The sequence below is a fragment of the Brevibacterium sp. FME17 genome (assembly GCF_014897515.1).
Taxonomy (GTDB): Bacteria; Actinomycetota; Actinomycetes; order Actinomycetales; family Brevibacteriaceae; genus Brevibacterium.
In genome coordinates this window covers 11,915-25,439 of record NZ_JABUYD010000016.1, presented here as the reverse complement: position 1 = coordinate 25,439, position 13,525 = coordinate 11,915, and the positions used below count along the sequence as shown (strand labels likewise).

The following is a 13,525-nucleotide window of genomic DNA, read 5'->3' as shown; positions in this document are numbered from 1 at the left end:
GCTAACGTGGACAGACCACGTGAGAGCGTGCTGCACCAGCAATTCGACCACTTCATAAGGAGGGTGACGATGGCTGAGAATGTCGCTCAGAAACTCATCGGCTCACATCTGGAATCCGGGACGCTTGAGCCCGGTAACGAGATCGGAGTCCGCATCGATCAGACGCTGACTCAGGACGCGACGGGAACGCTGGTCATGCTCGAGCTCGAAGCGCTGGGCATCGACCGGATCCGCACGGAGACATCTGTCCAGTACGTCGACCACAACCTTCTGCAGACCGATGAGAAGAATCCAGAGGACCATATATTCCTGCGTTCTGCCGCGCAGCGATTCGGCCTGTGGTTCTCCCCCGCCGGCAACGGCGTCTCCCACCCGGTCCACCAATCGCGGTTCGGCACGCCCGGTGCCACTCTCATCGGCTCCGACTCTCACACCTGCGCGGCCGGGGCCTTGGGAATGTTGGCCATCGGCGTCGGCGGTCTCGAGATCGCAATGTCCATGGTGGGTGAACCGCTTTACATCAGCGCACCCCAGATCATGGGCGTCGAACTCACCGGCACACTGCCCCCGTGGGTCTCGGCCAAGGACGTCATCCTCGAGATGCTGCGCCGTCACGGCGTCAAAGGCGGAGTCGGCAAGATCATCGAGTACCACGGTGAGGGACTCAAGGACCTGACCGCGATGGACCGCCACGTGATTGCGAACATGGGGGCCGAACTCGGTGCCACGGCCACAGTCTTCCCTGCCGACGACGCGGTCCGGGACTTCCTCGAAGCCAGCGACCGGGGCGAGGACTTCACTCGGATCGAAGCAGACGAAGGCGCGCAGTACGATCTCCACGACGCCATCGACCTCTCACAGCTCGAACCGCTCATCGCCGCCCCCTCCTCGCCGGGCAACGTCCGTCCCGTGCGGGAGGCCGCTGGCGAGGACGTCTTCCAAGTCGTCATCGGCTCCTCGGCGAATCCGGGGCTGCGGGACTTCGCCGTCGTCGCCGAGACACTCGAAGGTCGCCACATCCACGAGCAGATCTCACTCGACATCAACCCGACATCGCGAGAGATCCTCGCCGACCTCATCGCCGGTGGCTGGTTGACCTCGCTGGTCGGATCCGGCGCGCGCATCCACCAATCGGGCTGCATGGGCTGCATCGGCATGGGCCAGGCCCCGGCTGTGGGCCGCAACAGCCTCCGCACGATGCCGCGGAACTTCCCCGGCCGCTCGGGCACCGACGAGGACGCCGTGTGGCTGTGCTCGCCGGAGACTGCCGTGGCCGCAGCACTGACGGGCAAGATCACTGACCCTCGCGAGCTGGGCATCGAGTATCCGCAGGTGAAGCTGCCGGAGAAGTTCTCCGCCAACCGGTCCATGCTGGTCCCGCCGCTGCCGCTTGAGGAAGCACGCGAGGTTGAGTTGGTCAAAGGATCGAACATCTCCTCACTGCCCGACTTCGAACCGCTGCCTGAGGACATCGATCTCGAGATCATGCTCAAAGTCGGCGACAACGTCTCCACTGACGAGATCATGCCCGCCGGTTCCCGGGTCCTGCCCTACCGGAGCAATATTCCCAAGATCTCCGAGTTCGTCTACATCCAGATCGATCCGAGCTACGCCGAACGTGCAGCGGGCCATACCGGCGGCCATGCGATCATCGGCGGGGAGAACTACGGCCAGGGCTCATCCCGCGAGCACGCCGTGATCGCCCCGCGCTATCTGGGGCTGCGCATCGTCATCGCCAAATCCCTGGCGCGGATCCATTGGCAGAACCTCGCGAACTTCGGCGTCCTCGCCCTCGAATTCTCAGATGAGAGCGACTACGAGTCCCTGTCCCAGGGCGATGTCCTGAAGTTCCGGGGACTGCGCGATGAGCTGGCCGACGGCAAGACCGTGGGCGCCGAGGTGGGCGGACGTCAGTTCGAATTCCGCCATACGCTCTCGCCCCGGCAGGTCGAGATGGTCCTTGCCGGCGGTCGCATCGCCCAACGCGCTCAGCAGGAGGCGGCCGGGAAGATCTGAACTCGACTCGAGGCCACTCGCAATCAGGGTTCGGCGAGGAAGCCGCGCAGCAATGCGGCGGTGCCGTCGAGATGCTCGGCCATGGCTGTGCGGGCCGCGCCTGCGTCTCCCGCGAGGATCGCGTTGTGGACCCGCTGGTGCTGTTCGTGCGAATGGGCCAAGTTGGGTTCGATCATCGGGATCCGCTCGAGCAGTTTGTTCGCCCGGGTCCGACTCTCGACCATCGAGCGGACGAGACTCGGTGACCCTGTCACCTGCGCCCAGGTCAGGTGCAGCTGGGAGTCCAAGCGCCGGTACTCGGCCAGGCTCGACTGCCGACTCGTGTCCATAGCCGCAGCCAGCTGACTTCGTTGGGGTGCGGTGAGATCCTGCCCAGCAGCCACCTCGGCGACTCCCATCTCGATCACACGGCGCCAGGTCAGGGTGTCTTCGACCTCTGCGGGTGAGAACCCGGCTGTCTCATGCACGCCCGGATCATGAGCGGTGGTGTTCCCCCAGCTGTCGGCGAGGCTGCGGGAGACGAACGTTCCGCCGCCACGACCTCGGCGGACATTGACCCAGCCAGCGGTCTGCAGTTCCGAGATCGCTTCACGCAGAGTCGCCCGGGAGACCCTCAGCTGCTCGGCGAGCTCGCGTTCGGGTGGGAAGTGCTGACCGGGCGGAATGATTCCGAGGCGGATGATCTGGAGCAGGCACTCGATCGTCTCCTCGAAGATGTTGCCCGAGCGGGCGGGAGCGATCGCCCGCAGCGCAGTCACCTGGCTGCTGGGGGCGAGCGCTTCGCTTCCCTCACTCACAGCGGGGTCGTGTAGGCGTTGGTCAGTCCCCCGTCGACGGTGAACGACTGTGCCGTGACGAACGAGGCATCATCGCTGGCCAAGAAGGCCACAGCCGCAGCCATCTCCGAAGCCTCGGCGAAGCGTCCCATCGGCACGTGCACCAGGCGCCTGGCCGCCATCACCGGGTCCTTGGCGAACAGTTCTCGGAGCAGCTCGGTGTTGACAGGCCCCGGGCACAGGGCGTTGACGCGGATGCCCTCCTTCGCGAATTCCACGCCGAGTTCCCGCGACATGGCCAGCACCCCGCCCTTCGACGCGGTGTAGGAGATCTGCGAGGACGCCGACCCCATCAGCGCCACGAACGAGGCCGTGTTGATGATCGAGCCGCGTCCCTGCCGACGCATGTGCTTGAGCGCCGCCTGGGAGCACAGATACACAGACGTCAGGTTGATGTCCTGGACCTGGCGCCACACGTCAAGGCTGGTCTCCGTGATCGAGGCGTCGGCCGGTGGGGAGACTCCCGCATTGTTGAAGGCGACATCCACGCTGCCGTAGGTGTCGAAGGTAGTCTGGAACAGCTTGCCCACCTGGTCCGGATCGGTGACGTCGGTGGACACGAAGAGGCCCCCGACCGCCTCGGCGGCGGCCGTTCCTGAGTCTGTGTTGGTGTCGGCGATGACGACGTTCGCCCCTTCGGAGGCGAGACGTTTTGCGGTGGCCAGCCCGATGCCGCTGCCCCCTCCGGTGACGACTGCGGTGCGCCCCGGGAGGCGGCGGCAGATGATCTGCTCTGCTGTCTCGTTCATGGTGTGTCCTTTGCCCGTTGGTGGTGGTGCTCGTGGGGAGGGTGAGTCTGCTCAGTCCGTGGCGATGAAGAGGTTCTTCGTCTCCGTGAACGAGTCCATCGCGCGGGGGCCGAGTTCGCGGCCGATGCCGGAGCGTTTGAATCCGCCGAACGGGGTCGAATAGCGAACTGCGGAATGGGAGTTCAGCGACAGCGCCCCCGAGTCGACACCGCGGGCGACCCGCAGTCCGCGGCCCACATCACGGGTCCAGATCGAGCCAGAGAGGCCATAAGGCGAATCGTTGGCCATGCTGATCGCCTCGGCTTCGTCACTGAAGCGCTGCACACTCACAACGGGCCCGAACACCTCTTCGGTGACGATGCGATCACGCGATGTTTTCGGGAGCACGACCGTCGGCGCCATCCAGTAGCCGGCACCGGTCGGGGCGCTGCCGGTGAACGCGATGTCGACGCCGTCGAGGAATCCGGCCACGCTCTCGTGGTGGCTCTTCGAGATGAGCGGGCCCATCTCTGCCTCCTCGAGGCTGGGATCGGTGACGACGACTCCGGAGACCGCGGGTTCGAGGAGTTCCATGAAACGGTCGAAGACGGAGTCGTGGACGAGGATGCGCGAGCGGGCGCAGCAGTCCTGGCCGGCATTGTCGAAGACCCCGTAGGGTGCGGTGGCCGCTGCGAGTTCGAGGTCGGCGTCGTCGAAGACGATGTTCGCGGATTTGCCGCCGAGTTCCAGCGTTGTGCGTTTCATCGTCTTCGCCGCGTCGACCATGATCTTCTCACCCACCGCGGTCGATCCGGTGAACACGATCTTCGCGACCCTCGGGTCATCCGTGAAGGTCTGACCGACAATGGAGCCTTTGCCGGGGATGACTTGGAAGACATCGGCGGGAATCCCTGCCTGCTGGGCCAGTTCGCCGAGGCGGATCGCCGTCAGCGGGGTCAGCTCGGCAGGTTTGAGGACCACAGTGTTTCCCGCGGCGAGCGCGGGCACGAAACCCCATCCGGCGATGGGCATCGGGAAATTCCACGGCACGATGATGCCGACGACTCCGAGTGGTTCGTTGAACGTGATGTTGACTCCCCCTGCCACGGGAATCTGGTCGCCGAGGTGGCGCTCGACTCCGCCGGCGAAGTAGTTGAGGACGTCGCGGACGTTTCCGGCCTCGCCCCGGGCGTTGCCGATCGTGTGCCCGGCCTCTGCAACCTCAAGCGCGGCCAAATTGTCGATGTCGGCGTCGACGGCGCGAGCGAAGGCACGCAGCAGCTCGGCCCGTTCGGCCGGTGCTGTGGCCCGCCACCGTGTGAAAGCGTCGGCGGACCGGCCGATCGCATCCTTCGTCGCCTCTGCGCTGTGAGCGTCGACCGAGGTGATGAGTGCCTCTGTCGCGGGGTTGATCACTTCGGTCATCGCTGAGCCTCCGCTTTTGTCTGGGGTGTCGTGGGCGTCGTAGCTGGCGTGGTGTTCGGTGGTGCTGTGCTCGCGCGTCGGGCCGCGGCTTCGACGAGGCCGGTGAACAGGCGCAGATCGTCCAGCGTCTCCTCCGGATGCCATTGGACCGCGAGCATCGAACCGTCTGGTGTCTCCAGGGCTTCGATGCAGCCGTCGTCGGAGCGTGCGCTCACGATCAGTCCCTCACCTGGGCGGTCGATGGCCTGGTGATGATGGCACCGGACCGTGGTCCCGTCTCCGATCAGGCCGGACACGGCGGTACCTAGTGCGGTTCGCACTGCCACCTCGGCGAATTCGTCCTTCTTCGGTGCCTCGTGAGCGTCGTAGCCGTCGAGGTCGGGCAGGTGCTGGTGCAGGGTTCCGCCGTGAACGGTGTTGACGATCTGGGCTCCGCGGCAGATCGCGAAGACCGGTACTTTCGCGGTGCGGGCGTGACGGTACAGGGTGGTTTCGAAGGAGTCGCGACGCGTGTTCGCCACCTGGGTGCGGGGGTCTCGCTGCGCCTCGTAGAGGGCGGGATCGACATCATCGCCTCCGGTGAGGATGATGCCGTCGAGCTCGGCCACCTCGGCGAGGCTCCAGGGATCTTCCGGAGGCAGGAGCACGACGCGGCCACCGGCCCGAGTCGCGGCAGTAACGTAGACGCTGGGCAGGAAGGCCGCGTCTCGGTCCCAAACCCCGAATTGTCCGCGCCCGTAGTAGGTGGGCAGTCCGATGAGCGGGCGACGCGTCGCAGGATCAAGGACCGGGTCAGAGACGCTCGAAGCCACGCCGGACCTCCCAATCGGTGACTGCAGCGTCGAAGGCTGCCATCTCAACACGGCCCGCATGGCTGTAGTGGTTCACGACCTCGTCGCCGAAGGCATGGCGAGCGACGTCGGAGGATTCGAAGGCCGCGACGGCGTCGTGGAGGCGACGCGGAATGTTGGGCACGTCCTGGGTGTAGGCGTTGCCGGCGAGCGCTTCGGGCAGGTCGAGTTTGTTCTCGAGTCCGTGGATTCCGGCGGCGATGAGTGCTGCACTCGCAATGTAGGGGTTGGCGTCTGCGCCGGGCACGCGCTGCTCGAAGCGCAGTGCCCGACCGTGGCCGACGATGCGCACGGCACACGTTCGGTTGTCCCATCCCCAGCCGACGGCGGTGGGGGCGAAGGAGCCCTCGGCGAAGCGCTTATAGGAGTTGATGTTCGGTGCGTAGAGGTAGGTGAAGTCATGCTGGGTGGCGACGACTCCAGCGACGAAGTGCTTCATCGTCTCTGACATCTCGGTGCCGTGGCCGGTGGGGAAGACCGGTGTGCCCGCGGTGTCACTGAGGCTCATATGGATGTGGCATGAGCTGCCTTCACGGTCATTGGGTTTGGCCATGAAGGTCACCGACTTGCCCTCTTGATCTGCGATCTCCTTCGCGCCGAGCTTGTAGACGACATGATTGTCGCAGGTGGCGAGCATGTCGGTATAGCGGAATCCGACCTCGAGCTGGCCGAGGTTGCATTCGCCCTTGGCGCTTTCAGTGTAGAGGCCGGCTCCGTCCATTTCGTTGCGCAGACGGCGCAGATAGCCTTCGACCTGTCCTGTGCCGAAGAGGGAGTAGTCGATGTTGTAGGTGCTGGCGGCTTCGAGGTTGCGGTAGTCACTGGCCATGGCTTCCCGGTAGCCGGTGTTGTAGAGGGCGAATTCGAGTTCGGTGGCGCCGATGGGCGAATAGCCCAAATTCTCAAGTCGCTCCAATTGTGCTTTGAGGACCTGTCGTGGGGAGACGGTCAGCGGTGAGCCGTCGACGAAGGCCAGGTCGCACTGGACCATCACCGTCGCCGGGTGCCAAGGGATGCGACGCAGAGTCGAATAGTCGGGGACGAACATGAGATCGCCGTAGCCGCGTTCCCAAGAGGTGAGTTCGTACCCGTCGATGGTGTTCATCTCAACATCGGCAGCCATGAGATAGTTGCAGCCTTCGGTGCCGTTGTCCATCACCTCGTCGAGGAAGAATCGGCCCGTGATTCTCTTCCCCTGGAGGCGACCCTGCATGTCCGTGGCGGCGACGAGCACAGTGTCGACGCGGCCGGCGGCGATCTCGGCCTGCAGCTGCTCCAGGGTCATATCTGATGAAGTCACGCTCATGGTTCCTCTTCTCGGTAGCCCACCTTCGCGATGTGTACGCATCTTTGCGATGGACTGCATCCCGGTGGTGGTCACGCATCGTTGCGGTGGTCGTGCCTTGCGGCAGTTCAGGAAGACTCTCCCATTTAAGGTATGCTACCGAACCATTCATGCGCAATACATAAGGGAAAATTGATGACAGCGCGGCCTTGCGGTCTGAACAAATACCTATTGACAAACCATTTGCACGGTGACAGGCTCAACGTCAGAACAGAGTTGTGAACTGCATCACGCACTATTTTCGTGACTGCCGCACGCGTTCCACAGTCACGTTCCACAAGGACGCGCACGCTTGGGTCTCGGCATCTGCACCCGATAGACAACGGCCAGATTCCGACGACGCCGGTAGGTCAGCGACGACCGCTCCGGGTCGCAGATCTGGGCCATATGGGTTTGGCCCGCGGAAGCAATCATTTCGAGAAGAACGGTGTTCTCCATGAGCAATGAAGCCCCTCCACCCATTGAACCGACATCCGGGGCGGCTCCCGGGCCGACGCCTCCCGATGGCACCGGCGCTCAGGGAGGTGCGGCCCCGGCCCTCAGCGCTGACGAAGCCAGTCTTGCCGAGCTGGGGTACAAGCAGGAACTCAAGCGCGGCATGTCGGGCTTCGGCAACTTCGCGGTCTCCTTTTCCATCATCTCGATCCTCGCCGGCTGCATCACCTCCTACAGCATTGCGCTGGGTTCGGGCGGGCCGGCCGCAATCACGATCGGATGGCCGCTGGTCGGCATCTTCGTCCTCTGCGTGGCCCTGGCCATGGCTGAAGTCTGCTCCAAATACCCGACGGCGGGTGGACTCTACTTCTGGGCCGGGCGTCTGGCCAAACGCAACAAACGACATTGGGCCTGGTATGTCGGATGGTTCAACTTCCTCGGCGAGGTAGCTGTCACCGCTGCTATCGACTACGGTGCGGCGACGACCATGATGGCCTTCGCGGCACTGACTTTCGGCGTGGTGCCCACCGCGTTGAACACCTTCATCCTGTTCCTCGTCATCATCACCTTGCACGGTCTGCTCAACACCTTCGGCGTCAACCTGGTCAACCTGCTCTCCGGCGTCTCCGCCTGGTGGCACATCGTCGGTGTGCTCGTCATCGTCGCCGCCCTGTGGATCATGCCCACGAAACATCAGTCGTTCAGTTGGACCATGACGGCGTGGCACAACGAAACCGGGTTCACGTTCATGCCGTTCGTCTTCCTCATGGGTCTGCTCATGGCGCAGTACACGTACACCGGGTATGACGCTTCGGCTCACGTGGCGGAGGAGACGAAGAACGCTTCCACTGCCGCTCCCAAAGGCATCGTGATGAGCGTCCTGATCTCGATCATCGGCGGCTGGATCCTGCTGTACTCGATCACGGCCGCAATTCAGGACGGTTCCGAAGCCGGACTGACCGCGCTCAACGCCACCGCGACCGGCCTGCCGCCTGCGCAGGTGTTCCTCGATGCCTTGAACAACCCGACGATGGCGAAATTCCTGCTCTTCATCGTCTGCGGTGCCCAGTTCTTCTGCGGCATGGCATCGGTGACGGCGAATTCGCGGATGAGCTACGCGTTCTCCCGTGACGATGCGATCCCGGGATCCAAGTACTGGAAGAAGGTCAACCCTCGCACCGGAACACCAACCAACTCGATCTGGCTGTGCATCGTGCTGTCCTCGATTCTGACCGTGCCGGCGCTGTTCAATGAGACCGCCTACCTGGCGGTGACGAGCGTAGCGGTGATCGGGCTCTACATCGCCTACGTTGCACCCGTTCTGCTGCGTCGGCTCAAGGGCAAAGGATTCAAGGCCGGCCCTTGGAATCTGGGACGGTGGAGCGCAGTCATCGGGTGGGTCGCTGTCGTCTGGGTGATCTTGATCTGCATCCTCTTCGTGCTGCCACCCACCCTGCCGATCACGATCTCGACCTTCAACTACTCCCCCATCGCTGTCCTCGGGGTGCTCGTCATCAGCGTCGTACTTTGGTACGCCCGGGGCAAGAAGCACTTCATGCAGCATCTCGACAAGGAGCAGCTGGCCATCGATGAGAAGAAGCTTCTCGACGAGATCGACGACTGAGCTCGCACACACAAGAAAGCAACCCTCCAGGCGCTGACCACTCCAAAGCGGAGTTGTTCAGCGCCCGGAGGGTTGCTGAGTTCTCAAAGAAGGACGGCAGCGGCCTCAGCGCTGGGCTGATGCCGCTGCCGCCAGTCAGATCACGCGGTTTCGGACTTGTACTTGTCCTCGATTGCGCGGCCGACCTCTTCATCGATGTTGCGCCAGTACGCGAAGACGTTGGAGAGCACGGGCTCTTCAACACCGTCCTTCAGTGCACCGACGACGGTCTCGATGAGGCCCTGGCGCTCTTCTTCGGAGTAGACCTCACGAACCAGGGTGTGCGCCTGGCCGAAGTCGTCATCCTCGGCGTGCAGAGTGGCTGCGCTGCGGACGAGCTCGCCGTCGGATTCCCACCGTGCCTCGACCTGAGTCTCTTCGGCCTGGTATGGGCGGCCGTAGGAATTCGGGGCATAGTTCGGAGCATCACCTGAATGGTGGTACTCCATCTGACCTTCCTTGTCATAGGAGTTGGTCTTGGTGATGGGCGCGTTGACCGGCAGCTGGTTGAAGTTCGTGCCGATGCGGTTGCGCTGCGCATCTGGGTAGGAGAAGACACGGCCCATGAGCATCTTGTCGGGCGAGATTCCGGTGCCCGGCACGGTGTTCGAGGGGCTGAACGCAGCCTGTTCGATCTGTGCGAAGTGGTTCGACGGGTTCTTGTTGAGCGTGAACTTACCGATCTCCATGAGCGGGTAGTCCTTCTTCGACCAGGTCTTAGTCAGGTCGAAGGGGTTGAACCGGTAGGTCTTGGCCTCTTCGTAGGGCATGATCTGGACGCTGACGGTCCAGGACGGGTAGTCGCCGCGCTCGATCGCGTCGAACAGATCGCGACGGTGGATGTCAGCGTCGTCACCGGCGAGCTTGCCGGCTTCCTCGTTGCTCATGTTCTCCACGCCCTGATCGGTGTGGAAGTGGTACTGGACCCAGAAACGTTCGCCGGCTTCGTTCGCCCACATGTAGGTGTGCGAGGAGTAGCCGTTCATGTTCCGCCAGGTCTTGGGCAGACCGCGGGGCCCCATGAGGTAGGCGACCTGGTGTGCCGACTCGGGCGAGAGCGACCAGAAGTCCCACTGCATGTTGTTGCTGCGCAGACCCGAATCAGGGGTGCGCTTCTGGGAGTGGATGAAGTCGGGGAATTTCATGGGGTCGCGGACGAAGAACACCGGGGTGTTGTTGCCCACCATGTCGAAGTTTCCGTCTTCGGTGTAGAACTTCAGTGCGAATCCGCGCACATCGCGCCATGAGTCGGGTGATCCGAGCTCACCAGCAACGGTGGAGAACCGTGCGAGCATCTCGGTCTTCTTGCCCTGCTGCAGGAACTTTGCGCGGGTGTACTTGGAGACGTCTGCGGTGATCTCAAGCTCACCGAAGGCACCGGAGCCCTTGGCGTGGGGGCTGCGCTCGGGAACGCGTTCGCGGTCGAACCGGGCCAGCTTCTCAACGAGTGCGACGTCGTGGAGGAGGAGTGGGCCATCTGCTCCGACGCTCAGCGAATGCGCGTCGGACTCTCGAGCGGCACCCGACTCGGTCGTCGAGGGCTTCGTGCCGTCGAATCCTGGATGTTCATGATCAGCGTGTTTTGTCATAGCTTCTCCTTCAACCGATTGAGCGACGGGGGGTCATTCTTCCCGGTCCACTACATCCATCATAGGACGAGCAGCACGCATCAGCATGCTGATGCGAAAGGTCGACATCGACTCCCCTGATATCGAGTTCCTGGCAGCGGACAGAAAACTGTCGTCACCAATTTTCACGCTAGCCACGTCCCTCACAGTGTTCAACCAAGGCCACCCTCCCAAATATTCCAGACCGGCATTTCTGGTCTGACCACAGGGGGGAGTGTCTTCAGCCCTGCGCGGTCGCGGCGCTTCCGTCTCCGCCTGAACTGGATCCCCCACCGGCATCGCTGCCAGAGCCTGATCCAGAGCCTGAGCTGGAGCTTGATCCGCCGGAGCCGCTGGAGCTGCTGCCCTGTGAGTCGGAGCTGGATCCCGAAGCGTCACTCGAACTCGCGCTTCCCGAGGTGTCTGCGCCAGTGCTGCTGGAGCCGCTCGAGTCGGTGCTCGATCCCGAAGAGCTGTCACTGCTGCCGGTGTCTCCTGCCTGCTCGGTTCCCGTCTGATCAGCGGTCGCGGAACTGTCGGAACTGGCGGAGCCGCCGTCGCTCGCCGAGGTGGACTGCCCTTCGCTCGTCGTCGAGCTCTCGTTCCCGCTTCCCTGATTCGGGTTCTGGCCGGACTGGGAGGCCGACCCAGAGGAATCCGAGTTGGAGGTTGACCCGCCGTCCTGCGAGGTGCTGGACTCATCGCCGGAGCTCGAATTCCCCGTGACGGACCGCGAGATCTGCGAGGTGCCGGGCGAGATGTCGGCAGCGGTGAATGATTCGGCCATGACGACGGCGCCCAATCCGATTCCGAATGTCGCCACTCCAATGGCCACCGGGTAGAGCACCCGTTTGCGACGCAGCTTCTGCCACCATGACTTGGCGTCACTGCCTTCTGTCTCCGATTCAGCGGCTGCTGTATCGGCATCAGGCGAGCCGGAATCTGGCGCACCTGCGTCACTTCTGTCAGCGGCCGTTTCATCGCTCAGATGACCGAAGGTGCTGGTAGCCCGAAGAGCTCCTGAGGCCTGGTCGCCTACCGCGGCGGATCGCTGCGTCTTGGCGCCAGGCGATTTCGCCTTGACCGCTGGGGCGAGCTTCGAGCCGACTTCCTTGATCTTCTCTTTGCCCTTGTCGAGGCTGCTGGTGTAGAGCGTCACAGCTAGCCCGGTGATGATGCTCGCGACGCCCGCGCCGACGACGGTTCCGGCGACGCCCAACTGTCCGCCGATGACCGATGAGGTGGCCGCGGCCGCCGCACCGGCGAGAAGCTGGGTCGCTGAGACCCTGCCTTCGTTCTTCTCCTTCTTCTCGACCACGTCGTTCTTCGCCGTCGAGTCACCGTGATCAGCAGTGTCGTTCACGACCGTCGCGGTTGCGTCTGCTGCCGTCGCAGGTGTGCCGACGGCAGCTGTGTCCTCCTGCCTCATCCGAGTCGCCGACGCCGGCGACTCTTCGCGTCGGATGGGATTCGGCGGCATCACCGGTGTGGTCACATGCGGGGTCGTCGTCGGTGTCGAATGAGCATTCTCGGCGTGGGCGGCTGCAAGTTCTTCGGTGATCAGAGGCAGGGTCTGAGATGCCTGCACGATCATCTCGGAATCACCGACTCCGGAGGTTGATCTGTGGTGATCTTTTGCTGATCCGTCGTGATCGGACGCTGATCCGTCGTGCCCATTCAATCTGCTTGACTCATTCTGATTCGACCCCAAAGTTCCTCCGATGACTGGTCCCTGAGTCCAGTATCGTCCGTCGATTTCCGGAGTTCCTGACCCACCCCCGTAGAAGCTGGGACAACACTGTGAACAGGAAGTCGCCCCAAGGCCTCTGACCTGCAACGATGATGGTCAATGTGACGCACAGGACATGCGCTTCGCATGATATTCGCAGGTCCGGATTCGGTGTCTGCGACGACCTGTGCCTCAGTGCAGGACGGCCACGCCGAGGTGGTCCGGAAGAACGTCCGATTCCTCGAGCTCCAGCAACTGGAATCTCGGGTACCCGGGGACCGAATCCAAGGTCACTGCGAACAGCCCGGTGCCGGTGAATCGCGTCGACAGCTCCAGTCCACGCTGACCTGAGCCGAGCCTCTTGTTCATCTCGACCATAAGATTGAGCGCGAAGCACGGGGTGCCCAATCCGACGAGGGACACCTTCTGCTCACCACGGAATAGTGCGGGCTCGGCCGGCGTCACCGGGTGCCTGTGACCGTCGATCTCAAGGACCACCTCGGCGCCGGTGGGAAGAAAGGTGCGCGCCATGCCGGGCAGAAGCGAGAACTCAGCCGGACGGTCCAGACGCGCGATGCTCAGGCGCCAGCGCCGAAGGGCCGGTGTCAGGACCTGCGAATCGGTGAGCGAGACGAGCTCGGTCGTCTCCCCCGCGCCATTGGCCCAGGGAACCGGTTCGAGGTCGTCGAATGAAGTGATCACGCGCATGTGATCACTGTAGTCGCGGCGCACCACTTGCCAAGTGAGCGCAGAGGACTAGCCTTGGAACGTGCGTTTTGCCCATAACGATCGGGTTGCGAACAGATACAGCGGAAACATCACCCATACAGAAGAGAGGCACGCCGGGGTTTCCTCCGCGTGATTCTCAAGTGCCCTGAACAGCAGTTCTC

The 13,525-nt window shown here is 63.3% G+C and carries 10 protein-coding genes; 2 read left to right on the top strand and 8 right to left on the bottom strand.

Annotated features, from left to right (window positions below):
- Positions 1-69: 69 nt before the first annotated feature.
- A complete protein-coding gene (locus tag INT40_RS14190; RefSeq protein WP_193096344.1) occupies positions 70-2,016 on the top strand; it encodes an aconitate hydratase in 1,947 nt (648 codons plus the stop codon).
- A gap of 23 nt (positions 2,017-2,039) precedes the next feature.
- Here INT40_RS14190 and INT40_RS14185 read toward each other — a convergent pair whose 3' ends face one another.
- From INT40_RS14185 to INT40_RS14165, 5 genes are read right to left on the bottom strand one after another with little or no spacing between them, the layout of a single operon-like run.
- Complete coding sequence (locus tag INT40_RS14185) at positions 2,040-2,813, bottom strand: FadR/GntR family transcriptional regulator (RefSeq protein WP_193096343.1); 774 nt, start codon at positions 2,811-2,813, stop codon at positions 2,040-2,042.
- The gene (locus INT40_RS14180; RefSeq protein WP_193096342.1) at positions 2,810-3,601 is read right to left on the bottom strand and encodes a 3-oxoacyl-ACP reductase; all 792 of its coding nucleotides are present in this window, start codon (positions 3,599-3,601) and stop codon (positions 2,810-2,812) included. The genes INT40_RS14185 and INT40_RS14180 overlap by 4 nt, the downstream gene beginning before the upstream one ends.
- 51 nt (positions 3,602-3,652) lie before the next feature.
- Complete coding sequence (locus INT40_RS14175; protein ID WP_193096341.1) at positions 3,653-5,005, bottom strand: aldehyde dehydrogenase family protein; 1,353 nt, start codon at positions 5,003-5,005, stop codon at positions 3,653-3,655.
- Positions 5,002-5,817, bottom strand: a complete 816-nt coding sequence (locus tag INT40_RS14170) for a gamma-glutamyl-gamma-aminobutyrate hydrolase family protein (protein ID WP_319021998.1) — start codon at positions 5,815-5,817, stop codon at positions 5,002-5,004. The genes INT40_RS14175 and INT40_RS14170 overlap by 4 nt, the downstream gene beginning before the upstream one ends.
- Positions 5,798-7,162: a glutamine synthetase family protein gene (locus INT40_RS14165; protein WP_193096339.1), complete on the bottom strand. Its 1,365-nt coding sequence runs from the start codon at positions 7,160-7,162 to the stop codon at positions 5,798-5,800. The genes INT40_RS14170 and INT40_RS14165 overlap by 20 nt, the downstream gene beginning before the upstream one ends.
- Positions 7,163-7,637: 475 nt before the next feature.
- Between INT40_RS14165 and INT40_RS14160 the strand changes: the two genes are divergently transcribed.
- Positions 7,638-9,260 (top strand): amino acid permease, encoded by a 1,623-nt coding sequence (locus INT40_RS14160; protein ID WP_193096338.1) that lies wholly within the window; start codon positions 7,638-7,640, stop codon positions 9,258-9,260.
- A 140-nt stretch (positions 9,261-9,400) separates the two neighbouring features.
- Here the strand turns inward: INT40_RS14160 and INT40_RS14155 are convergent, their stop codons facing one another.
- The 3 genes from INT40_RS14155 to INT40_RS14145 form a co-directional block, all read right to left on the bottom strand.
- Positions 9,401-10,888, bottom strand: a complete 1,488-nt coding sequence (locus INT40_RS14155) for a catalase (RefSeq protein WP_193071686.1) — start codon at positions 10,886-10,888, stop codon at positions 9,401-9,403.
- A gap of 259 nt (positions 10,889-11,147) precedes the next feature.
- Positions 11,148-12,500 carry a hypothetical protein gene (locus INT40_RS14150; RefSeq protein ID WP_193096337.1) on the bottom strand — a complete coding sequence of 451 codons (1,353 nt, stop codon included), beginning with the start codon at positions 12,498-12,500 and terminating at the stop codon, positions 11,148-11,150.
- Positions 12,501-12,827: 327 nt separating this feature from the next.
- Positions 12,828-13,343 carry a HutD family protein gene (locus INT40_RS14145; RefSeq protein WP_193071688.1) on the bottom strand — a complete coding sequence of 172 codons (516 nt, stop codon included), beginning with the start codon at positions 13,341-13,343 and terminating at the stop codon, positions 12,828-12,830.
- Positions 13,344-13,525: the final 182 nt, after the last annotated feature.

Bases quoted from the DNA above. Each gene is read 5' to 3' on its own strand.
- INT40_RS14190 (WP_193096344.1), top strand. From the start codon at position 70: ATGGCTGAGAATGTCGCTCAGAAACTCATCGGCTCACATCTGGAATCC.
- INT40_RS14180 (WP_193096342.1), bottom strand. From the start codon at position 3,601: ATGAACGAGACAGCAGAGCAGATCATCTGCCGCCGCCTCCCGGGGCGC.
- INT40_RS14175 (WP_193096341.1), bottom strand. From the start codon at position 5,005: ATGACCGAAGTGATCAACCCCGCGACAGAGGCACTCATCACCTCGGTC.
- INT40_RS14165 (WP_193096339.1), bottom strand. From the start codon at position 7,162: ATGAGCGTGACTTCATCAGATATGACCCTGGAGCAGCTGCAGGCCGAG.
- INT40_RS14160 (WP_193096338.1), top strand. From the start codon at position 7,638: ATGAGCAATGAAGCCCCTCCACCCATTGAACCGACATCCGGGGCGGCT.
- INT40_RS14155 (WP_193071686.1), bottom strand. From the start codon at position 10,888: ATGACAAAACACGCTGATCATGAACATCCAGGATTCGACGGCACGAAG.
- INT40_RS14150 (WP_193096337.1), bottom strand. From the start codon at position 12,500: ATGATCGTGCAGGCATCTCAGACCCTGCCTCTGATCACCGAAGAACTT.
- INT40_RS14145 (WP_193071688.1), bottom strand. From the start codon at position 13,343: ATGCGCGTGATCACTTCATTCGACGACCTCGAACCGGTTCCCTGGGCC.